General features: G+C 68.6%; 14 protein-coding genes. 8 read left to right on the top strand and 6 right to left on the bottom strand.

What is annotated here, in order from left to right; genetic code table 11:
- Positions 1–333: 333 nt before the first annotated feature.
- Complete coding sequence (locus tag EV647_RS34795; RefSeq protein WP_134010708.1) at positions 334–1,341, bottom strand: LacI family DNA-binding transcriptional regulator; 1,008 nt, start codon at positions 1,339–1,341, stop codon at positions 334–336.
- 24 nt (positions 1,342–1,365) lie between these two features.
- Positions 1,366–2,751, bottom strand: a complete 1,386-nt coding sequence (locus EV647_RS34790; protein WP_134010706.1) for a glycoside hydrolase family 28 protein — start codon at positions 2,749–2,751, stop codon at positions 1,366–1,368.
- Between the two features lie 156 nt (positions 2,752–2,907).
- On the opposite strand from EV647_RS34790, the gene EV647_RS34785 reads away from it, so the two are divergent.
- The 3 genes from EV647_RS34785 to EV647_RS34775 are packed head-to-tail and all read left to right on the top strand — an operon-like array spanning position 2,908 to position 7,069.
- On the top strand, positions 2,908–4,308 hold the full coding sequence (locus EV647_RS34785) for a glycoside hydrolase family 28 protein (protein WP_202876418.1): 1,401 nt from the start codon (positions 2,908–2,910) through the stop codon (positions 4,306–4,308).
- An 11-nt stretch (positions 4,309–4,319) separates the two neighbouring features.
- Positions 4,320–5,798, top strand: coding sequence for a glycoside hydrolase family 28 protein (locus EV647_RS34780; RefSeq protein WP_134010704.1), 1,479 nt, complete (start codon positions 4,320–4,322; stop codon positions 5,796–5,798).
- Entirely contained in the window at positions 5,795–7,069 is a 1,275-nt protein-coding gene (locus EV647_RS34775) for a glycoside hydrolase family 28 protein (protein WP_134010702.1), read from the top strand. The genes EV647_RS34780 and EV647_RS34775 overlap by 4 nt, the downstream gene beginning before the upstream one ends.
- Positions 7,070–7,107: 38 nt before the next feature.
- On the opposite strand, the gene EV647_RS34770 is transcribed toward EV647_RS34775, so the two are convergent.
- Positions 7,108–8,349, bottom strand: coding sequence for a hypothetical protein (locus tag EV647_RS34770; protein ID WP_134010700.1), 1,242 nt, complete (start codon positions 8,347–8,349; stop codon positions 7,108–7,110).
- Positions 8,350–8,355: 6 nt separating this feature from the next.
- Positions 8,356–10,806 (bottom strand): pectinesterase family protein, encoded by a 2,451-nt coding sequence (locus EV647_RS34765; protein ID WP_134010698.1) that lies wholly within the window; start codon positions 10,804–10,806, stop codon positions 8,356–8,358.
- A 209-nt stretch (positions 10,807–11,015) separates the two neighbouring features.
- Between EV647_RS34765 and EV647_RS34760 the strand changes: the two genes are divergently transcribed.
- Positions 11,016–12,011 (top strand): LacI family DNA-binding transcriptional regulator, encoded by a 996-nt coding sequence (locus EV647_RS34760; protein ID WP_134010696.1) that lies wholly within the window; start codon positions 11,016–11,018, stop codon positions 12,009–12,011.
- 1,014 nt (positions 12,012–13,025) lie between these two features.
- Here EV647_RS34760 and EV647_RS34755 read toward each other — a convergent pair.
- Both EV647_RS34755 and EV647_RS34750 read right to left on the bottom strand, forming a co-directional pair.
- Positions 13,026–15,749 (bottom strand): alpha-L-rhamnosidase, encoded by a 2,724-nt coding sequence (locus tag EV647_RS34755; protein WP_166680494.1) that lies wholly within the window; start codon positions 15,747–15,749, stop codon positions 13,026–13,028.
- A complete protein-coding gene (locus EV647_RS34750; RefSeq protein WP_134010692.1) occupies positions 15,746–17,458 on the bottom strand; it encodes a beta-L-arabinofuranosidase domain-containing protein in 1,713 nt (570 codons plus the stop codon). The genes EV647_RS34755 and EV647_RS34750 overlap by 4 nt, the downstream gene beginning before the upstream one ends.
- Before the next feature lie 123 nt (positions 17,459–17,581).
- On the opposite strand from EV647_RS34750, the gene EV647_RS34745 reads away from it, so the two are divergent.
- The 4 genes from EV647_RS34745 to EV647_RS34730 all read left to right on the top strand — a co-directional run bounded on the left by EV647_RS34745 (position 17,582) and on the right by EV647_RS34730 (position 22,787).
- On the top strand, positions 17,582–18,589 hold the full coding sequence (locus EV647_RS34745; protein WP_134010690.1) for a zinc-binding dehydrogenase: 1,008 nt from the start codon (positions 17,582–17,584) through the stop codon (positions 18,587–18,589).
- A complete protein-coding gene (locus tag EV647_RS34740; protein WP_134010688.1) occupies positions 18,586–19,965 on the top strand; it encodes a RuBisCO large subunit C-terminal-like domain-containing protein in 1,380 nt (459 codons plus the stop codon). The genes EV647_RS34745 and EV647_RS34740 overlap by 4 nt, the downstream gene beginning before the upstream one ends.
- A gap of 180 nt (positions 19,966–20,145) precedes the next feature.
- Positions 20,146–21,489, top strand: coding sequence for a four-carbon acid sugar kinase family protein (locus EV647_RS34735; protein ID WP_134010686.1), 1,344 nt, complete (start codon positions 20,146–20,148; stop codon positions 21,487–21,489).
- A 149-nt stretch (positions 21,490–21,638) separates the two neighbouring features.
- Entirely contained in the window at positions 21,639–22,787 is a 1,149-nt protein-coding gene (locus tag EV647_RS34730) for a lipase family protein (RefSeq protein ID WP_134010684.1), read from the top strand.
- Positions 22,788–23,008: the final 221 nt, after the last annotated feature.

Genomic DNA, 23,008 nt, shown 5'->3' with positions numbered 1-23,008 from the left:
TGTGGCGCGCGTGGAGCGCGCGCGTGGAGCGCGCGCGTGGAGTGGCGCGCGTGGAGCGCGCGCGTGGAGCGCGCGCGTGGAGTGGCGCGCGTGGAGCGCGCGCGTGGAGCGCGCGCGTGGAGCGCGCGCGTGGAGTGGCGCGCGTGGAGCGCGCGCGTGGAGCGCGCGCGTGGAGCGCGCGCGTGGAGCGGCGCACGGGAGTGCGCGCGGGGAGTGGCGCACGTGGAGCGGCGCACGGGAGTGCGCGCGGGGAGTGGCGCACGTGGAGTGGCGCACGGGAGTGCGCGCGGGGAGTGCGCGCGGGGAGTGCGCGCCGGAGTGGTGTGCCGGGGCTCAGCTTGCGCGGATCCTCGCTCGTCGCCGTGCTGGGCCGGTGCTGGCGCGCACCACGAGCTCCGGGGTGAGCAGGTCCGGCGCCGGCCAGTCGGCGCCGGCGAGCCGCTTGGTCAGCTGTTCCCAGGCGAGTTCGCCCAGCTTGGCCCGCTCGTTGCGCAACGAGGTCAACGGCGGCCGCGAGTACGCCGCGATCGGAATGTCGTCGTACGACGCGACCGACAGCTCGGACGGCACCTCGACGCCGTTGTCGTACATCCAGCTCAGCAGGCCGATCCCGACCAGGTCGTTGAAGGTGATCACCGCGGTCGCCCGGCTGTGCAGCACCGTCGGGCCGGCGTCGTACCCGTGGTTGCCGGACCAGCCCCCGTCGATCTCGTCCAGAGTCACATCGAGCGCCCGCGCCGTACGACGCAACGTCCGTCGGCGCTCGCCATCGGACCAGGACGTGGCCGGACCGCCGACATACAGCACCCTGCGATGACCGAGGCCGGTGAGATGCTCGAGCAGCAATCGCGAGGCGGCGCGGTAGTCGATCGCGACCACGCCGGCGTTCTTCACGGTGCGGTTGATGCAGACCACGGGCACCGGCTGCGCCAGCGCCTTCTCCAGGCCGGCGCGGGTCAGTCGCGAGCTGCAGAGCACCAGCGCGCCGGAGTAGTCGACGAGCTCGTCGACGAGTCGCAACTCCTCGGCCGGGTCCTCACTGCTTTCGCCGATCAGCAGCCGGTACCCACCGGCCCGCGCGGCAGCGTTGAGGCCCTTCAGAACCTCGGAGAAGAACGGGTTCGTCAGGTCCGGCACCGTCACGCCGACGGTCAGCGGGCGACCGAGCTTGAACTCCTGCGCTCGCTTGTCGGCGCGGTACCCCAGCTGGCCGGCGACCGCGCGCACATGCGCGACCACCTCGGGCGAGATCAGGTCCGAACCGTTCAGCGCCCGCGACACCGTCGAGACCGAGGTACCGGCCTCGCGTGCCACGTCGATCAACCGAACCCGTTCCGCCACTGTCTTCCTCTCAGCCCATGTTCCTTAAGTCTGGCCGATCCGCACGTTCCGGATCGTCACGTCGTCGGCGTACTGTACGACAGCTTCCGCCGCGACTTCGTCGAACCGGCTGTCGGTGATCGCCACCGAGGTGATGTGCTTCGTTTCCGCTCCCACGATGCGGTACGCCCGCTCGGCGCGGGCCACCCGGACCCGGTCGAAGCGGATGCCGTGCACGTCCGGGAACAGCGACTGGTCGCCACCTCCCTGGTAGCTGAAAGTAACCTCCAAAGGACGATACATCCAGGCCCGCGAATCCACGTCGCGGACATCGACATTGTGCACATAGCCACCGCGGGTCGAGGTCGACTTCACGCAGAGCAGCCATTGCAGGTAGGCCTCGTCGGCTGCCGGATCGGCCGGCGCGGACAAACGCCGTACGAACACGTCCTCGACGCCACCGCTCATCTCGCTTCCGACGGCGACCGCGGCGCCACCGCTGAGGAACGTGCAGTCTTCCACGATGATCCCGCGCGACGGCAGCCCGAGCCGGCGTCCGTCGGCGTCCCGGCCGGACTTGATCGCGATGCAGTCGTCGTGGGTCGCGAACGTGCAGTCGCGGATCAGTACGTCGGTGCAGGACTCCGGATTGCAGCCGTCCCCGTTCGGGCCCAGGTTGCTGACGGTGACGCCCCGGACGGTGACGTTGCGGCACTCGAGCGGATGGATCGTCCACATCGGCGAGTCCTTCACGGTCACGCCCTCGATCAGCACGTTCGTACACCGGAACGGCTGGATGAAGCTCGGACGGAGGTAGTGCCCCGCACCGAAGACACGCTGCTCGACCGGGACCTGCTCGTTGTTCATCCGCTCCAGCTCGCCCCAGTCGGCGCGCTGGTTCGGCAGGCCGGTGTGCCAGCCGTACTGACCGCTGCCGATCAGGTACCACCAGTGCTCGTTGTCGCCGGCACCGTCGAGCGTGCCCTTGCCGGTGATGCCGATGTCGGTCTGCCCCTCGGCGCGGATCAGCGACGAGTAGTTGTACACCTCGACGCTCTGCCACCGCGTCCGGACGACGGGCAGGTACGCCGCCGGGTCGGTGCTGAACCGCAGCGTCGCGCCTTCCTCCAGGTGCAGGTCGACGTGACTCAACAGGTTGATCGCACCGGTCTGCCACACCCCCGGCGGTACGACGACATGCCCGCCACCGGCGTGATGGCAGGCGGAGATGGCCGCGGCGATCCCAGCGGTCGCGTCGTCGGGCGTCGCGCCGTACGCCGTGATCGGAAACCAGGCGTCCCGGAACCGCGGCGGCCGGATCCGCGCTCTGACGAGAGCCTCCTGATCGGCGGCGGCCGCGGGCAGTCCGATGCCGGCAGCAACCACCCCTCCGAGTGAGACACCGAGCAGCTGACGACGAGTGGGACGCATAGGACAACCTTCCTCAGGGGCGGGTGAGGTAAAGCTTTGCCCGCAAGTATCCAAGAGATTCGGGGCCGGTCAAGCCTTCGTCCACAGCCAGGCGTTGACAGCCCAACGCATGAAAGGCACGATCGGTTGCAATCGTTTGCACGCTAGGAGCCGCGGATGACCGCCCCCGTTAGTCGCCGTACTGTCCTGCTCGCCGGTGGAGCTGCTCTCGCTGGTGGATCCCTGCTCGGCGGCGGTACCGCCCCGGCCGCCGCCGAAACCGCACCGGACGCGCAAGTGGCCGCGATCCTGCGAAGGATCTGCCCGCCGCGCTTCCCGGACCGCTGGTACGACGTGACCGACTTCGGCGCGGTCGGCGACGACGCGACCGACTGTACGGCGGCACTCCGCGCGGCGATCGAGACCTGTCACCGGCAGGGCGGCGGACACGTCGTCGTACCGGCAGGTGACTACCGGACCGGCGCCGTACACCTGCTCAGCCGCGTCGACCTGCACCTGGCGGCCGGTGCGCGACTGGCGTTCAGTCAGGACCCGGCGGCGTACCTCCCGGTTGTCGCGACGCGTTACGAGGGCACGGAGTGCTACAACTACTCCGCCTTCGTCTACGCGTACGGTCAGCACGACATCGCAGTGACCGGGCAGGGTGTGCTCGACGGTCGCGCCGACGCGACGCACTGGTGGGACTGGACCGGCGGGCCGCCGCCGAACGAGGGCCCGGACAAGACGCTGCTGATCCAGATGGCGGCGGCAGGCGTTCCGGTCGAGGAGCGGGTGTTCGGCGCGGGTCACAATCTCCGGCCGAACCTGCTGCAGTTCAACCGCTGCGAGAACGTGCTGCTCGACGGCATCACGGTCAAGGACTCGCCGATGTGGAACATCCACCCGGTGCTCTGCCGCAACGTCACGATCCGCGGCGTCACGGTCGACAGCCCGGACGGCCCGAACAACGACGGGATCGACCCGGAGTCCTGCACCGACGTACTGATCGAGAACTGCACGATCTCCACCGGCGACGACTGCATCGCGTTCAAGTCCGGCAAGGACGCCGACGGCCGGCGGGTGAACGTGCCGGCCCGGTACGCCGTCGTGCGGAACTGCGAGATGGCCGACGGGAACGGCGGCGTGACGGCCGGCAGCGAGACCAGCGGCGGCGTGATGGACATCTTCGTCCGCGACTGCCGGATGAGCAGCCCGCACCTCGAGCGCGCGATCCGGATCAAGAGCAATCCGGCCCGCGGCGGGACCATCACCAACATCGACGTACGCCGGGTGACGGTCGGGCAGGCCGCCGACTCGGCGATCGAGATCGTGCTCAACTACGCGAACGTGACCACCGGGGCGTACCCGCCGGACGTGCACGGCATCACGATCAGCCAGCTCACCGTCGCGTCCGCGCCGCGCGCCCTCAATCTGCTCGGCCTCACCGACGACCCGCTGCGCGACATCCACCTGCACCAGTGCCGCTTCGACGCGATCACCGAGGACAACGTGATCGAGAACGTCGAGGGACTGCGCCTGGATCAGGTCTGGATCAACGGCGCCCGCGTCGACAACTGAAGGAGCCTCACATGGACGACCTGACTCGGAAGAACTTCCTCCGCCTGGGCGGTGCCGCGGCCCTCGCGGGCACGGCCGCGAGCCTCGGCGCCGGCCCTGCCGCCGCGGGAGGCGCGGGCGCAGGCACCGGAAGCGGCAGTGCGGGAAGCGGTACTGCGGCGGCGCAGCTCGGCTCCTCGGCCGGGATCGACCCGGGGCCCGGGTGGGGTCATGTCGGCCACATCCTGTCCACCGTCCGGCCGCCGCGATTCCGCGCCCGCGACTTCTCGATCACCACCTTCGGCGCTGTTCCCGACGGCACCACCCTCGCGACCGGCGCGATCGCAAAGGCGATCGACGCCTGTCATCAGGCCGGCGGCGGGCGCGTCGTCGTACCGGCCGGCACCTTCCTGACCGGCGCGATTCACCTCAAGTCCAACGTCAACCTGCACGTCTCCGACGGCGCCACATTGCTCTTCAGCACCGACCCGGCGCAGTACCTCCCGGTCGTGCTGACCCGCTTCGAAGGCGCCGAGTGCATGAACTACTCGCCGCTCATCTACGCGCGCAACTGCGAGAACATCGCCGTCACCGGCAACGGAACGCTCGACGGCGGTGCGACCTGGGACAACTGGTGGTCCTGGGTCACCCCGTCCGGCCCCGACGCCCAGGCGCTGCAGCAGATGGCGGCGGACGGCGTACCGGTCGCGGATCGGGTGTTCGGCGACGGCCACCACCTGCGCGCCGCGTTCATCGAGACCCAGTCCTGCCGCAACGTGCTGATCGAGGGCGTCACGATCCTGCGTTCGCCGTTCTGGGAGGTGCACCCGGTGCTGTCGCGCAACATCACGGTGCGCGGCCTCCACATCGACAGCCGCGGCCCGAACAACGACGGCGTCAACCCGGAGAGCTCGCAGTACGTCCACATCCAGGACTGCACGTTCAACTGCGGTGACGACTGCATCGCGATCAAGTCCGGCCGCGGCGCCGACGGTCTGCGCGTGAACGTGCCGTCGGAGAACATCCTGATCGAGGACTGCACGCTGAACATCCGGTACGGCGCGATCACGATCGGCAGCGAGATGACCGGCGGCGTCCGGAACGTGTTCGTCCGCAACTGCACGGTCGGCAGCCCGAACCTGTACTTCGGCCTGTACATCAAGACGAACTCGGTCCGCGGCGGTTTCGCCGAGAACATCTACCTGCGCGACCTCGAGATCTCGAACCTGACCAAGGAAGTCGTGTCCTGCAACTTCTACCGCAGCGAGGGCGACGTCGGACCGCTGACGCCGCGGGTGCGGAACGTCGAGCTGCGCAACGTGAACGTCGGCCATGCGCGGAACGCGTTCTCGATCTTCGGGTACCCCCGGTCGCCGATCCAGGACTTCCGGGTGATCGACTGCACGTACACCAGCATCGACGCCGCGAGCTCGATCCAGGACACCGAGCTGACGTTCCAGAACTTCCACGTGAACGGTCAGCTCATCACGGATCCGGCGCAGCTCACGTGACCCCCGGCTGGGCTGACGCCGACCGCATCCTGGCCGACGTCCGGCCGCCCGCCTTTCCCGCAGTCGACTTCCCGATCACGTCGTACGGCGCGGTCGAAAGCGACGCCGGTCCGGGGATCGCGGCCGCCATCCGGGCCTGTCACGAGTCCGGTGGCGGGCGCGTCGTCGTACCGCCCGGCGAATGGCATACCAAAAAGATCCACCTGCTGTCGTACGTCGAACTGCACGTCAGCGAGGGTGCCACGCTGCTGTTCAGCACCGATCCGGCCGACTACCTGCCGGTCGTGGAGACCCGGTACGAGGGACTCGAGGTGCTCAACCACTCCCCGATGATCTACGCGAACGGCTGCACAGACATCGCGATCACCGGCACCGGGACGCTCGACGGGCAGGGATCGTGGGACACGTGGTGGCAGTGGTTCCACGAGTGCGACGAGGACTTCAAGCGGCTACGCGAGCAGAGCTGGTACGGCGTACCGCTCGCGGACCGTGACGCCGGCGACCGGCTGCGGTCGTCCTTCGTGCAGCCGTACAACTGCACCAACGTGCTCATCGAGGGCGTGACCGTCGTTCGTTCACCGTTCTGGCAGATCCACCCGGTGCTCTGCCGCAACGTGACGATCCGCGACCTGGTCATCGACTCGCAGGGGCCGAACAACGACGGCATCGACCTGGAGTCGTGCCGCTCGGTCGTCGTCTCCGGCTGTGTCATCGACGCCGGCGACGACTGCATCGCGCTCAAGTCCGGTCGCGAGGCGGACGGACTACGGGTCGACGTACCGACCGAGGACGTGCTGATCGAGAACTGCGAGCTGCGGGTCAAGTACGGCGCGATCACGCTCGGCTCGGACCTCACCGGCGGCATCCGCAACGTGTACGTCCGCAACTGCCGGATCGGCGGGCCGTACTTCGCCTTGTACATCAAGACGAATGCGGTCCGCGGCGGCTTCGTGGAGAACGTCTACCTGCGCGACATCACCGTCTCCGAGGTCCTGAAGGAAGTTGTCCAGTGCAACTTCCACCGCGGTGAAGGTGAAGCCGGCCCACTCACGCCGTACGTCCGGAACGTCGAACTGCGCGGGGTGAAGGTCGAGCGCGCGCGTAATGCGCTGCTGCTCCGCGGCTACCGGAACTCCCGGATCGAGGACTTCCGGCTGGTCGACTGCACCTTCACCGTCGACCAGCCGAGCACGGTGCAACATGCCGGGCTCACGTTCGAGACCGTGACCGTCAACGGGCACCCGGTCAAGGACGTTCACCAGATCAGGTGAAATGAGGGCGGCCCGCCTCGGCCGGGCCGCCCTCGCCGTCAGGGCAGGTGGGCGCAGTGGACGTCCAGGTCCCACAGGATCACCGACAGCGCGTACGGGCTGATCGTGTGGTCGCCGTGGGTCGCGTCCTCCAGCAACTCCCAGTGGCCGTTCGATTCGTTGCTCACCGCATCGGTCCCGATCACGGCGATCCGCTGCCGCACCGCGGCCTCGTACGACCGGTGCCCGACGCCGTTGAAGCAGCACTCGTCGAAGCGGTTGAGGATCTGGATCTGCCGCCGGTTCGGCCCGACCGAGGCGAGCGCGTAGAAGTCCGGGAAGTCGGCCAGCCCGTAGAACCCGGGTTGCTTGTCCAGCCGCTGCTCCCAGTCGCCGCGCGTCGGGCTCGGCTTCGGCGACCCCGGCCGGACGAAGAACGGCAGCGAGCCGGCCGTCGGGTACGACCGCGTGATCCGGGTGTCGAGCGCCGGGTACACGCTCGTCGCCCAGCCGCCGCCGGACAGTCCGATCATCTGCACGGAGGACGGGCGGTACGTCGCCTGGACGTAGTTCATCGCGACGGCCAGCGGCTCCATGAACAGCGCGAGCGGCGAGTACGTCTCCGACTCCCACAGCGGCAGGTCGTTGTGCGACGGCTGCAGCTGCTTGGTGGGGTCGGCCGGGTCCTGCAGCGTCTTCGGGTTCCAGTGGTAGAACGGCATGGCGAACAGGAGCACGGTGTACCCATGGTCGAGCAGGCCCTGTGCGACGCGGTGCATGGTGTCCAGGCCCTCACCGTGCCCGTTGTGGTAGAACGCGACCCGCCGGTGCGTGCTCTGCGTCGGCTCGAGTACGAAGACCGTGGCGACGTACCCGAACGGCATTGCCACGTCGAGCTTGTCGTAGCGCCGTACGCCGGTGAACTCGGGCAGCTCCGGTGGCACTCCGACATCCCGCCGTACCGTCGGCAACCCGGTCGGCAACGCGCCGGTGTCCTTCCACACCTGCGCGACCAGCTGGGGCCGCAGCGCGTCCGCGTCGGCGGCGGTGTGGATCTTCATCAGCTCCTCGACGTCCACCCCGACGACGACCTGCGGCAGCGTCTTGTACGTCGCCGCGTGGGCAGCCGCGATCTCGGCGTTCACCGGCGCGACCGGCCGTGGCGCCGGATGCGGCTGCACACCGCCCGCGGGGACTTCCGTCGCGACCGCGCCGGCAGCGTTGAGCGGCCATCCGGTCGCACTGCCGGCTGTCACGGCGAGAGCACCTCCGAGAATGGCCCGACGGTTGACGTTCTTCATGATGGATCACCTTTCGAGGCGGGGAACAACCGGGTGCCATCCGCCCAACACGAACGACGGGTCGCGCAGCTGCGCTGCCTCCTCGTCGCCGAGCTGCCGGGAGCAGGCCAGTCGTGTGCTGGTGTCGAGCGGCTGACCGGTCAGGTCGGTGCTGTGGTACTCCCAGAACCGGATCTGACCGGCGGCCGCGCAGTCGTTGGGGCTGGTGATCTGCCAGCCGGTCTTCTTCACGTGGCTGTCCATCGCGGAGTCGATGAAGACGGCCTGGCTGGTCGGGAACCGGCTGAGCTCGGCCCGCGCCAGGAACACGCTGTCGTCGGCCACCTCCGGCGCGCGGGTCAGCCGCACCCGCACGAAGATGTTGCCGGGCCCGTTGTCGGTGTTGCGGACCTGGTTGTAGTAACCCTCGTGCAGCGCCCTCAGCTCCGAGTCCTGCATGAACACGCCGCCGGTCCCCCAGACGAAGTCCACGTCACCCTCGACGTAGCTGTTCGTCACGAACGCCTGTCCTTGCAGGCGGAGACTGTCCTGGTACCCGAGGATGCGGACCCGCGCCAGCACGATCCGGCTCCCGTTCCCGAAGAACGCCTCGGCCTGCGACCCGCGGTACGGCGTGAGGTTCTGCACGGTCACGTCCGTCATCGTGAAGTCGTCGGCGAACACGCCCATCGCGGACCGCCAGCAGTTGAAGCGATCCGACTGCGGGATGACGCGGCGCTGGCAGTACGATTGCTCGACCGGGACGTTCCCCATCGCGGAGTCGCCGTTGAGCAGGTTGTTGTTCGGGTACCCGATCACGGTCTTGCCGGCGCCCGCACCGCGGATCGCGAGACCGGGTTTGGTCGGCGGCACCCAGACGAGCTCACGGTAGCGACCGGGCGCGACGTCGATCCTCGCCTGGTGCCCCTCGCCGACGAAGTCGATCGCTGCCTGCACCGTGCAGAAGTCCTTGCCCGGTCCCACGGTCAGCTGGGTGTCTGATTTCGGATCCAGGCGGGTGCGGATCCGCCAGCCGTCCGCCTTCGTGATCCCTGGGTCGCCTTGCACGAATCCGGGATCGACTGTCACGTAGTACACCTGGCCGGCTTTGAGCCGCTGGTGCGGGTAGACCTTTACAGTCCGCCCGTCGACCACGACCGCCTGGTACGTCCACGTGTGCAGCTCGCCGTAGTCCGTGCGAGCGTTCCCGACCGTCCGGTGGTACGACGTGAGGTCCGCGAGGCTGATCGTGTCGACGACCTCGCCGTCCGCCGTGTGGATGTTCAGCTTGCCGGTCACACCGAGGCGGACCGGTCCCTGGTACGTCAGGCTGAGCGGGGTGTCCGAGCACGTCGCGTCCTCGAGACCCTGCGGCGCGAGTTTCGGCGTACCGCTGGGGCCGGTGGACCAGCCGGTCAGACGTTTGAGCACCGCGGTGAGTTTGGTCGCGGCGACCTGGTGGCCTTGGACGTTCGGGTGCGTGCTGCCGTTGAAGTCGTCCGGCCCGAGCCAGCCCGTCGTGTCGACGTACACGATGCGACTGTCGTTCGTCGCCGCGACCGCCGCCTTGATGTCGTCGGCGTGCGTGCCGTTGAAGGGGCGCAGGGCAACGATCAGCGCCTGCGGGTCGGCCGCGCGGATCTTCCGCAGGTAGGCCAGGTACGCCGGGGTGAACTCGGCGCTCGTCGACGCCGCGTCGTTCGTGCCGAAGTTGACGACGACCGCGCCGGGGTCGAAGGGTGCGGCCGGGAAGCCGGCGAGGTTCCAGCCGAACGATTCGGACGCCGTACCGACGTTGCCGTGACCTTGCTGGATGATGCCCTGCTTGCCGAAGCCGACCTGGTTGGTGTCCGCGCCGAACGCCTGGCCGACCAGGTGCGGGTACGCCTTGGTGCCGTCCGCGCAGTCCGTCCCGAGCTCGGCGCAGAGCGCCATCACGCCTTGGGTGATCGAGTCGCCGTAGAACTCCATGCGGTGCTCGGCGGTCGTCTGCAGCGGGATCAGCTTGGCGTCCGGGGCAAGCTCGATCTTCTCCAGTACGACCCCAGTCTGCAGAGGGACGTTCCAGCGGTTCTCGTACTCGTCGACGTCCTTGACCACGATCTCCGCGGTGTGCGCGACCGTCGGGTCGAGGTTGTCGGCGAACACCTTGTGGTCCGCGTCGGCCTTGTGCAGTACGGGCGCCTGGCCGTCGATCGCGACGTACAACTGGGCCGGGACGGTGATCGACGCGGTGTCGAGCAGTGCGCCGAGGTGCGAGCCGGTGAACCGGAAGCGGACCGAGGATCCGGAGTTCACGGTGATCGCGACGTCGTCGTCCCGGCCCCAGTGCCCGTCGAGCTCGATCCGCGGATCGAACGGTCCGTACGTCGCCGGGTTCGCGGCTGTTGCTGTACTTGCCGCCGTACTGGCTGACGCTGTCAGGAGGCCCGCTCCGGCCAGGATCACCAGACACAGACTCAACAGGCGATTTCGCACGGCGTTCTCCTCGCGCGGACCGCCACAACAGAGCCCGGGGCGGTGGGCGGGTAATCCTTTTCCTGGCTACCGTCGCAGTGTTGCGCATTGACGTCAAGGGCTTGTCCGGGGAAATCGGGAAAAGGTTTACATCAAGCTACCGGCAGCGATCCGGGCTGGGATCATGGTCCAATGGGCCGGTGAGACGGTATCGATCTTCGGAGCCCGCTGTGGACCGCGCTGCCCGCCCCACGATCCATGACGTGGCGCGGCTGGCCGAGGTCTCGACGGCGACCGTGTCGCGGGTGCTGAGCGGCGGCAAGCCGGTGTCGCCGGAGGTCGCCGACCGCGTTCGAGTCGCCGCCCAGGACGTCGGCTACCGGCCGAACCCGGCGGCCCAGACGCTGTTGCGCGGCAGCAGCCGGACGGTCGGCGTCGTCGTACCGGACCTCGGAAATCCGTACTTCGCCGAGATCCTCAAGGGTGTCGCCTCCGAGGCGGCCGCCACCGAACACCACACGCTGGTCGCCGGCACCGACGAGGACCCTGAGCAGGAGTACCGCTCCGCGATCGAGCTCGCCCGCTGGGTCGACGGGCTGCTGCTGTGCGCGCCCCGGATGAGTACGCCCCGCCTGCGCGAGGTCGCCGAGGCTGCACGCCGGCTCGTCCTGATCAACCGGGTACTGCGGCATTCAGCGGTCGGATCGGTCGTCGTCGACTACCACCTCGGCGTCCGCGCGCTCTGCGAACATCTGGCGTCACTCGGGCACAAGCGGATCGCGTACCTGCAGGGCCCGACTGCCGCGTGGTCCGATCAGCAACGCCAACGCGGTTTCCGCTCACCGGAGGCGTCCGGTCTCACGATCTTCCGGGTGCCGTGCGGCTCGACGCCCGTCGACGGACAGGACGCGGTGGACGAGGCGCTCACGTACAAGCCGACCGCGATGATCTGCTTCAACGACCACGTCGCCGTCGGCGTCCTCAGCCGCCTGCGCGACCTCGGTCTCTCCGTCCCCGGCGACATCTCCGTCGCCGGTATCGACAACGCCCCCATGAGTGCCCACACCGACCCCGGCCTGACGACGTACGCCGTCTCCACCATCGAACTGGGCCGCCAAGCCTGGGAACGCTTCACCCCCCGAGTAACCACCGCCACCACCCACCTCCAAGGCGAACTGGTAATCCGCTCCTCCACCGCACCCCCACCCCACCGCCCCCACCGCTAACCACACCCCACCCCGCCCCAACCCCACCGCACATACAACCCACCCACCCCACCCCACGCACCACCACCCGTCCCACCCACCGCACGCACGCACACCGCACGTACCACCTCCGCACGCACGCACGCACACCGCACGTACCACCTCCGCACGCCCCACCCCATCGCACGCACCTCCGCACGCCACCCACCGCATGCACGCACCACCGCACGTACCACCTCCGCACGCCCCATCCCATCGCACGCACGCACGCAACACCACACGGACCACCTCCCGCACGCCCACCCCATCGCATGCACCACAGCACGCCCCACCGCATGCACGCACCACCGCACGTACCACCTCCGCACGCCCCACCCCATCGCACGCACCACAGGACGCCCCACCCATCGCATGCACGAACCAGCACCGCCCCACCCCACCGGACGCACGCACGCACCACCGCACGTACCACCTCCGCACGCCCACCCCATCGCACGCACCACAGGACGCCCACCCACCGCATGCATGCACCACCGCACGCACCACCTCCGCACGCCCCACCGGACGCACGCACCACCACCACACACACCACCACACGCCCAACCCCACCGCACGCACGCACCACCGCACGCCCCGCTCGAGCACGGCTTGAGACCCGCATATGGGTGGATATCCGTCGGTGTTGTGCCTTCTCCCGTTGGTATGCGAGGGGAGAACCCCCAACACCCGGGATATCCCCGCGGGAGTTGTCAGGCGCGTTGTGCTGCCGGGTGCCAGGTTGTTTCACCGCTGGCGGGTTGTATGGCGCCATCGGTGAAACAACCCGCTATCCGCACGAACCGGCGCAACAGGGCTAGCGGCAACGGCAGCCGCTGACGCGGGCGCCGGCCCGAGTGGGGGCGGATGCGCGGGTGGGGCGGGTGCGCGGGTGGGGGCGGGTGGGGTGTGGCGGCGCAGTCGACGGCACCATCCTGCGACCGGGCGCGGGACGTGCGGCGGCCGGTGGAGGTGGTGAGTGTTGGGGGGTGGGCGGGGTTAGGCGGGGGTGGTGAAGTGGTAGGTGCCTGATCCTGTGCGGCAGATGGTGGTGTCGGGGGTGGAGTCGAGGACGGTGACGTCCTTCGCCTGGGTCAGGGGGTGGCCGGACTCCTTGGTGGCTTCGGGGTTTGTGGTGGGGATGTGGATGGTGGCGTCGGCGCCGGGTGGGATGGTTACGTCGAGGGTGAGGGTGCCGTCGGACTGTTGCCAGCGGGTGGTGACTCGGCCGGTGGGGGTGTCGTACGACGCTTCGGCCCAGTTCAGGCGGCCGCCGGGGCGGGGTTTGATGACGAGGTCGCGGAAGCCGATGGACTCGGGCGACTGGCTGATACCGGCGACATCGCCGTACAGCCATTCACCGACCGAGCCGAGCGAGTAGTGGTTGAACGAGTTCATCGCGACTGGTCCGAACCCGTTCTCCTCCGTCCACCCGTCCCAGCGCTCCCAGATCGTCGTCGCGCCGTGCTTGATCGAGTACCCCCAGGACGGATACCGGTCGTCGTGCAGCAGGTCGTACGCCAACTCGGCGTACCCGTATTTCGTCAGGATCGGGCACAGCAACGCGACCCCGGCGAACCCGGTCGTCAGCGATCGCCCGCGCGACTCGAGATCCGCGATCAGATGCTTCACCACCGCCTGCTCCGCCTGCTCGGGCAGCAACCCGAACGCCAACGGCAACAGGTACCCGGTCTGGGTCTCCCCACGAACCTTGCCCTCGGCATCGACGAACTCCGCCACGAACGCCGCCGCGATCTTGTCCCGCAATTCGCCGTACGCCGCTGCCTCGTCCGCCAATCCAAGCACCCGAGCGGTCGCGGCCGTGAACTCCACGCTCCGCGCGAAGTACGCGGTCGCGAGGACATCTCGATCGGTCTGTACGCCGACCTGAAGCCAGTCGCCGTAGTGGCCGCTCGTCCGGTTCCGCCAGATCAGGTCGGGGTTGGCGCGGTGCACGTAGTCGACCCAGCGCCGCATCACCGGCCACGCGGTCCGCAGTACGCGCTCGTCGCCGTAGATCCGGTACAGCGTCCACGGCACGATCGTCGCCGCGTCGGCCCACGCCGGCGTACCGTGCCGACCGGTGATCACGTGTGGGATCACGTCCGGGATCGCGCCCTCATCGGTCTGTGCGACCGCGAGATCCGCGAACCAGTTCTCGAAGAACGTCAGTACGTCGGCCTGGTACGCCGCTGTGGGCAGGAAGATCTGTGCGTCCGCCGTCCACCCGAGCCGTTCGTCGCGCTGCGGGCAGTCCGTCGGAACGCTGACGAAGTTGCCCCGCTGCCCCCACCGGATGTTGCTGAGCAACTGGTTGACGCCCGGATCCGAACACTCGAACCGTCCCGCGACCGGCGTGTCCGAATGCAGCACCCGCCCGGTCACGTCCTCCGCGGTCAGCTCACCCGGATAGCCGTCGACCTCGACGTACCGGAAGCCGTGCACGGTGAAGATCGGCTCGAAGAACTCCTCGTCCCCGCCGGCGCTGACGAAGTAGTCCGTGGCGTCGGCCGTGCGCAGGTTGGCGGTGTACAACTCGCCGTCCGCCTGCAGCATCTCGCCGTGCCGCAGCCGAATCCGGTCCCCGGCCTGGGCGCCACGCACCCGCAACCGGACGCGACCGGCGAGGTTCTGCCCGAGGTCGACCACGAAGCGTCCGGGTTCGAGCGCGGTCACCGCGGTCGCCGCGACGTCCTCTGTCACCCGCACCGGGTCGGTCGTCGCCGCGATGACCGTCGACACGTCACCGCCGAGATCGCCCGCCGGCGCCCACTCGCTCGCGTCGTACCCCGGGCTGCTCCAGTCACCGAGCTCGAGCCTGGCGTCGTACGACTCGCCCATCAGCAGATCTGCGAACCTGATCGGCCCGACGCGTTCGACCCAGCGGCCGTCGGTCGCGACCACGGTCCGCGAACCGTCCGGGTGGTCGACGACGAGTTGCGCGAGTAGCTGCGGCTTCTTGCCGTAGTGGTGCGCGTGACTTCGCGTGTCCCACCCGACGTACCCGGACCACCAGCCCTCGCCGAGGACGGCGCCGATGACGTTCTCGCCCTCGTGCAGCAGCTCGGTCACGTCGTACGTCTGGTAGGCCACGCGCTTGCGGTAGTCGGTCCAGCCCGGTGTCAGCTCGTCGTTACCGACCCGCTGACCGTTGGCGCTGAACTGGTAGAGACCGTGGGCAGTCGCATAGACCCGTGCTCTGGTGACTGGTTGGGTCAGCTCGAACGAGCGCCGGTAGTAACGCGGCGGCGCGATGGTTGCCTGCCGCACCGTCCGCGGCTCCGCGCGGTCGACGGGCGGCTCGAAGTACGGATCGGTCTCGTAGTCGTGCTCGATCCAGTGTGCTTCCCACTCGTCCTCGTGGAAGAGACCCGTCGCAAAGGTCGACTCCGCAGACGAAACCTGTCCGGCCGCATCCCGCACCGAGAGCTGCCAGACGTAGTCGGTCTGCGATGTCAACGGAGCACCACCGTGGTCGACGTACGTGTCCCGATCGCTCCGCCACCCGCTGTCCCACACCTGTACGCCGTCGCGCAGCACCTGCACGCGGAACGCGTCCTGCCGATCGCCACGGGTCGGCGACGCCAACCGCCAGCTCAGCCGCGGCCGCGCCGTACCGATCCCGAGCGGATCGACACGGTGCTCACAGCGCAGGTCGTACGCCGTCAGCCCAGTCAGGCCGGTCGCACTCGGCACCTCGGACAGCACCCAGTTCGTTGTCACCAGGACCACTCCGTCTCGGGTCGGTGAAGCTCGTACTCACGGAGGCCGCCGGCGTGTTCCGGGCGGGCGCCGTACATCGGTCGGGACATGCCCGGCGGGTCGATCGCGATCACGTCGTCGCCGCGCCAGGTGGTCCGGAACTCGTTGCCGGCCGCAAGCTCTGTGGTGGTCTGCTCGACCATCGGGAACGTCACGGTGATGCGCTCCCCCGGCTGCGGCTTCGGAATCGACAGGTATCCGTCGGGCGCCCAGATCCGCTCGGCGCCGGTCCGCTCTTCGTCTCCGCGCTGCAGCCTCAGCCGCGCGTACCCGGCCCAGTCGGGGATGCGCACCCGGAGCTCGTCCATGGGCTCGTTGACGTGCAGCTCGACCTTGCCCTCGACCGGCAGGTGGCTGATCACGTCGACCGCATGATGGCCGCGCGTGAGCAGCAGGTTGACTCGGGTCAGCCGGTGGTCACCGGTGACGATGCTGTTCCACGCCCAGAACAGTCCTCGGACGCCTGAGCCGACACAGCATGCCTGGACGTCATTGGTGTGGCCGCGCCCCAGCGGTACGTCGGACACGTAGTCGTTCGGAGCGCCGTACCCACAGAAGGCGCCGAGGACGCGCTCGCCCACGTCGACGTACGTCCGCCAGCCGGTCTCGTCCTGCGAGCGGTCCGGCGCGGACTCCACCCAGCTGACGTCCTGCAGCTGCGACGCGGCCAGGTGGTTGCGGACGAAGCGCTCGACGACCGCCCAGTACTCCGTGAGGCCGTTGCCGGCCAGCGTCGTACCCAGACCGATGAGGTCGACGAGTGAACAGGTCTCATGCTCGTACTGCTGGTCGGCAAGGTCACCTGGTGTCCAGCCGAACCGGGTCGCCTCGCCCAGCACCCAGTCGTAGCTGCGGCGCACGAACTCGGTCAGCCCGTGGTCACCGGTGTGCCTGGCCAGTCGGGCAAGGCCTTCCAGTGTCCCGACCCGCGTGTGGAAGTGGCCACTGCGGTACGCACGGGCCGGGTTGAAGCTCCCGTCCGCGTTGAAGACACCGCTCTTCTCGACGATCAGCCGGGCGAACCACTCGCACAGCTCCAGCGCGTCGGTGTTGCCGGTCGCCTGGTGGTAGCGCAGCAGCGGCATGATCAGGCGGCCGGAGAACGAGGCCGGGTCGGGCGCGAGATGCAGGTCGATCGCGTTCGACGACGGCCAGCCGTCTTTCGTGTACTCCGACGCCGGGTAGAACCAGACATCGCGCTCCTTGATCGCGATCCGCTTCAGCGCCGCCACCTGGCGGTCCGCGGCCCGCTGCGCCTGTGGATCGTCGGCAGCGACCACTGCGGTCGTCATGGCGAGCAGAGTGGCGCGCTGGTCGATCAGGTTCGCATTCGGCAGCCAATGGCCTTTGGGGTGCGCCTGGCGGTAGGTGAGACCGTCGTCGGCGAGCAGTGCGAACAGCCGCTGCCGGTAGCGGTCGGCGATCGTGCCCCAGCGCGGGTCCCAGCCCTTGCCGCCGGTCATCTGGCGGGTCAGCAGGATCGCGTCGGTGAGCCGTCCGTGACTGGAGCCGTAGTCCCAGTCGCCGTGGTCCATGCGGGCAGGACGGGCCAGCAGGTTCGCGCTGAAGAACGGGATGCCGTCCAGGTCGTCGTCGGCCAGGCCGGTCACCGCGTTCATCGCCAGCGCGGCCCGGTCCTCGAGCAGCAGAGTCGCAGGGATCGTCGCCATGAGGTAAACCTTTGCCTCCTCCGCCCACGAAGTCAACCGGCTATCCACAGGCTGGCCGATCCGCCTTGTTTTCTTGAGGTTTACTGGCGGAGACTGGTCGGACCCGAGCAAAGGAGAGGCCTGATGCGAGCAGCCGTTCTGGAGGCGCCACGGCAGGTTTCGGTGACCGACGTCCCGGATCCGGAGATGGGTGACGACGTGCTGCTCAGGATGCGGGCGGTCGGGCTGTGCGGCTCCGATCTGCATACCTGGAGCGGACACCATCCGTTCCGCAAACCGCCTGTGGTGCTGGGGCACGAGGGCGCCGGCGAGGTCGTGTCGTCGGGCGATCCACGCTTCCGCGCAGGCGATCGAGTCGCCGTGCTGCCGGCGTTGTCCTGCTGGAAGTGCACGCGGTGCGAGGCAGGTCATCCGCATCTCTGCAAACACAAACGGGTCCCCGGGCTGGGCTGGCCGGGGATGCTGAGCGAGTACTTCGTCGCGCCCGGGCGGGTGCTCGTGCCGTTGAACGACGAGATCGGGTACGGCGAGGGCGCGATGATCGAGCCGCTCGCGGTGGCCTGGCGTTCCACGTCGGCGGTGCGGGCCGGAGATGCCGTCGCCGTCCTCGGTGGTGGGGCGATCGGAAGCCTCGCGGCGGCGCTGAGTCGGCACCGTGGCGCGCGAACGATGCTGGTGAGCGACATCCAACAGCACAACCGTGAGTTCCTCGTGTCACAAGACGTTGAGACCGTGGTTGATCCGCGCTCGTCGGACCTTGTGCCGCTCGGGATCGAGGTGAGCGGCGGGGACGGGTTCGATGTGGTCGTGGTGGCGTCCGGGCATCCGAGCTGCCTCGCGGAGGCTCTGGCGTTGTGCAGACCGCGCGGGCAGGTGGTGCTGCTGCCGATGTTCGGCGGCGCGTTGACGGTCGATCTGAATCCGGTGGTTCTCAAGGAGGTCACAGTGCAGGGGTCGACGATCTACACACCTTCCGATTTCGCGGCGGCGGCGCGGCTCGTCAACACGCGGAGTCTCGACGTACGTCCGTACATCTCCGACGTGGTTCCACTCGACCGAACCCCGCAGACCCTGTTGGCGATCGACGGTGGGGCAGCGCACCTCAAGACACAGATCGATCCGACCCGATGAGCACCGCAGAGGTCGTTGCCACGTATCTGGTCGAGACCTACCTACCGCTGGAACAGGCCGCCGAAGCCATCGCCGGCGAACAGTCGACGGGCACGTTCACGGCCGTCGCCAGGGAGACACCCGAGCTCCGCGCACGTTTCGCCGCCCGCGTCCTCTCTGTAGAAGAGCTCCCGCCCACCGGCAACCCGGACCTGCCAGGTACCACCCGCTCGCGGGTGCCCACCGGCAACCCGGACCTGCCGGGCACCACCCGCTCGCGGGTGCCCACCGGCAGCCCGGACATGCCGGGCACCAACACCCACGACACCTCGCGGGATGCCGGGAAGCGGAGCGCTCGGGTGCGGATCGCGTTCGGGCTGGACAACTTCGGGCCGTCGTTGCCCAATCTGCTCGCCGCAGTGGCCGGCAACCTGTTCGAGCTCAGGCAGCTCGCCGGCATTCGGCTGCTCGACCTCGATCTCCCGGCGCCGTTCGCCGAGCGCTATCCCGGCCCGCGGTACGGCGTCCGCGGGACTCGCGAACTGCTCGACCGGCCGGACGGCGTCATGCTGGGCACGATCGTGAAACCGAGCATCGGGCTGTCACCCGAAGAACTGCGGCTCGTCGTCCGCGAGCTCGCCGAGGCGGGCATCGACTTCATCAAGGACGACGAACTCATGGGCAACCCGCCCCATTCGCCACTCGCCGACCGGGTCGCGGTCGTCACCGAGGAGCTCGACAAGGTCGCCGCCCGTACCGGACGGCGGCCCATGTACGCGTTCAACATCACCGACGACCTCGACCGCATGGCCGCCAACCACGACCTGGTTCACGCGGCCGGCGGCACCTGCGTGATGGTGTGCGTGAACCTCGTCGGCTTCAGCGCGCTCGCCTGGCTGCGCGAACGTTGCGCCCTGCCCATCCACGGACATCGCGCGATGACCGGTGTCTACACCCGAGCGCCGCAGCTCGGCATCGACTACGTCGCCTGGTCCAAACTCGCTCGCCTGGCGGGCGCGGATCACCTGCACACCAACGGCCTGTCCAACAAGTTCTACGAAACCGACGAGGAGGTCCTGCGCTCCATCACCGCCGTCCGCGAACCACTCCTGGGAGGGTATGAAACCCTGCCCGTCCTCTCCTCCGGTCAGACGCCTGGGCTGGCTTCGGAGACGTACCGTCGCACCAACACAACTGATCTCCTGGTACTGGCCGGCGGCGGCATCCACGGCCACCCGAGCGGCCCACGCGCAGGCGTCACCGCAATGCGCGCCGCCTGGTCCGCAGCAACCTCCGGCACCGACCTGACCACAGCCGCCAAACAGGTCCCCGAACTACAAGAAGCACTAAACAAGTTCGGCTCGCCGTACACCGGCAGCGGTCATGGGCCGGCCTAGACATGGCCAGCCGCAGATCACGGGGGTGGGGCGTCGGCATGAACGGGAGTACGCATGAGCGGGAGTAGGCATGAACGGGAGTAGGCATGAACGGGAGTAGGCATGAACGGGAGTAGGCATGAGTGGGACTAGGCGAGTGAGAGTAGGCATGAGCGGGAGTAGGCATGAGCGGGAGTAGGCATGGTTGAGGCGGCGTTCTTCGGGGACGACTTCACTGGGTCGACGGATGCGATGGTGCAGTTCGCGCGGGTCGGGTTGCGGGCGGCGCTGCTCGTGACGTTGCCGTCGGCATCTGAGTTGCGGGAGCTGGCTGAGCGGTACGACGTGATCGGCGTTGCCGGGATCGCGCGATCACTGCCGCCCGATGAGCAGGAGGCCGAGCTGCGGCCGGTGCTGGAGGCGTTGCGGGATCTTGGGCCGCGCGTGCTGCAGTACAAGGTCTGCTCGACCGCGGACTCCTCCCCCACCCGCGGCAGTATCGGACGCGCGCTGGAGATCGGGCGCGAGGTCTGCGGTCCTGCTGTCGTCCCCATCCTCATCGCTCAACCGGAGCTGGGTCGCTACACCGTCTTCAGCCACCACTTCGCCGCCGAAGCCGGCACCATCTACCGCCTCGACCGCCAACCCACCATGTCCACCCATCCCGCCACCCCCATGCACGAATCCGACCTCCGCCACCACCTGTCCCACCAAACCACCCTCCCCCTAACCGCCCTCCACCTGACCACCTACACCAACCTCCCCACCACCTACACAAACCTCACGAACCCCCAACGCCCGAGACAGCCCAGCGGACCCACCCGACCCACCACCGAGTCCTCCCCCGGCCCCGCTCTCCAACCCACCGCCCAGTCTCCTGTTGTGCCCGGTGGAGTTGGCGCGGTGGTGCTGGATGCGTTGACTGATGAGGATCTGCAGGTGCTCGGGAGGGTGATTCTGCGGGACGGGACCGCGGGTGAGGTCAGGTTTGTGATCGGGTCGGGTGGGATGTCTCGGGCGTTGGGGTTGGCGCTTCGGCCCGGCGGCGGGGCTGTTGGCTCGGGTACGTCTGGTGCGGGTGGGCCGGTGTTGGTGGTGTCGGGCAGTCAGTCGCGGCGTACCGCCGAGCAGATCGAGCACGCACGATCGGCTGGGTGGATCGTGCTGCCGTTCGCCGACGACGTACCGCGGAAGGCAGTCGCCGCCATCGCAGCAGGAGCCGATGGCGTCGTCGTACATACGAACGAGCTGTCACCGGACAACCTCTCCCAAGTACCAGCTGGCCTTGCCGAGGTGGTCCGGAAGGCCGCCGTACGCCGCGTCGTAGTAGCCGGCGGCGACACGTCAGGCCAGGTACTGCGCCAGCTCGACGTCACCGCGCTGGAGTTGGCGCGATCCCTCTGCCCCGGCGTACACCTCTGCCGCGCAACCTCGCCGTACCTCGACGAAGTCCTCCTGAAACCCGGCCAGCTCGGGCCCGTCACCCTGTTCACGGACTTCCAGCTCAGCGGCGGGCTTGTCCCGCCCGGCGGTAGCGGTCGGTGACGAGTGCATAATGCTGCGTGTTGACTCGACCGGGTCTGCACGGGGGCGGCGCCGAATCATCGGCACGCCAGATGAGATGAGGTCCTGTGGTGCGTCGTCCTGTTTTCGCCAGCCTGCTCGGCCTGGCCCTCTTGGCGGTGGCCGGGCCGATGACGGCGTCGGCCGCGCCCGCAGCGACTTCAGCCCCTGGTGATTTCTACCAGGCGCCGTCGCCGCTACCCGCTGGTCGCCCCGGCACGCTGATCCGTACTCGGCCCGCGACAGTCCTCGCGACCGCGCTCACGGCGAAGGCCACGACGATCATGTACCACTCGCGCGACGCGCAGAACGCGGATATCGCGGTGACCGGCACGGTCTTCACACCAACGCTGCCGTGGCTGGGACGTGGCTCGCGGCCCTGGGTGAACCTCGCGGTCGGTACCCAGGGCCTGGGTCAGCAGTGCGCGCCGTCGAAGCAGTTCGTCGCCACGACCGAGCAGGAACTCGAACCGGTCGAGCTCCTGCTGGCGAACGGTTGGGGTGTCGTGGTCAGCGACTACGAGGGCTACACCGCCGGCTCCACTCCCACCTATGTCGCAGGAGTCTCCGAGGCACACACGGTGCTCGACATGGCCCGTGCGGCTGCCTCCGTCCCGGGAACGGGCATCTCGACGGCGACACGCTGGGCCACGATGGGCTACTCGCAAGGCGGCGGCGCGTCGAGCTGGGCGGCGTCGCTGGCCCCTTCCTACGCGCCCGAGCTCAACCTCGTCACCGACGTATCGGGTGGCGTGCCGGCCGACGTCCGAAACGTCGCCGAGTCTCTGGACGGCAGCCTCATCGGCGAAGGCCTTCAGCTGTACGCGCTGATCGGCCTGCAGCAGGCCTATCCCGGCCGGTTCCCACTGGACGAGGCTCTCAGCGTTGAAGGCAGGGCCACCGTGGCGGCGGTGAAGGCCCAGTGCGTCGTGCAGACGCTGGCCAGCTTCCCGTTGAAGAGGTTCAGCGACCACTCCACCGGCCAGACAATCCAGCAGTTCAACGCCCGGCCCGACGTCGCCTCCGTGTACGCGGAGAACAACCTGAGCACCCGGCCCGCTCCCAGCGTGCCGGTCTTTCAGTACCACGCAGCCCTGGACGAAATCGTTCCCATCGGCCAGGCACGCGCGCTCAACCAAGCCTGGTGCGCCAAAGGCACGCCCATGGTCTTCTCCGTCGTCCCCGGAGACCACATCACCGGCGAAACCACCGGCCTGCCCGGCGCGGTCTCCTGGCTGGCCGACCGCTTCGCAGAGCGGCCCCTGCAAACCACCTGCTGACACTTCCGACCTGGGCATGCCGGTGATTCGTCGCTGACCAAGCGTCCCTAGGGTTTCGGAGCGAGTATGTTGCCCGGACGGCCGAGCAGTTGCGCACTGAGATGATCGCGCAGACTCACATCCGCGCCATATCGCACACGTGGTGGACAGCCTCCACGAGCGAAACGGCGAACCACCCGAATTCGCTGTGCTTCCAGGCCTACACAATCGAGAACAACCAG

Source organism: Kribbella sp. VKM Ac-2566, assembly GCF_004366005.1.
Taxonomy (GTDB): Bacteria; Actinomycetota; Actinomycetes; order Propionibacteriales; family Kribbellaceae; genus Kribbella; species Kribbella pratensis.
The sequence above is the reverse complement of the archived record's forward strand: the minus strand, read 5'-3'. Positions and strand labels throughout refer to the sequence as shown.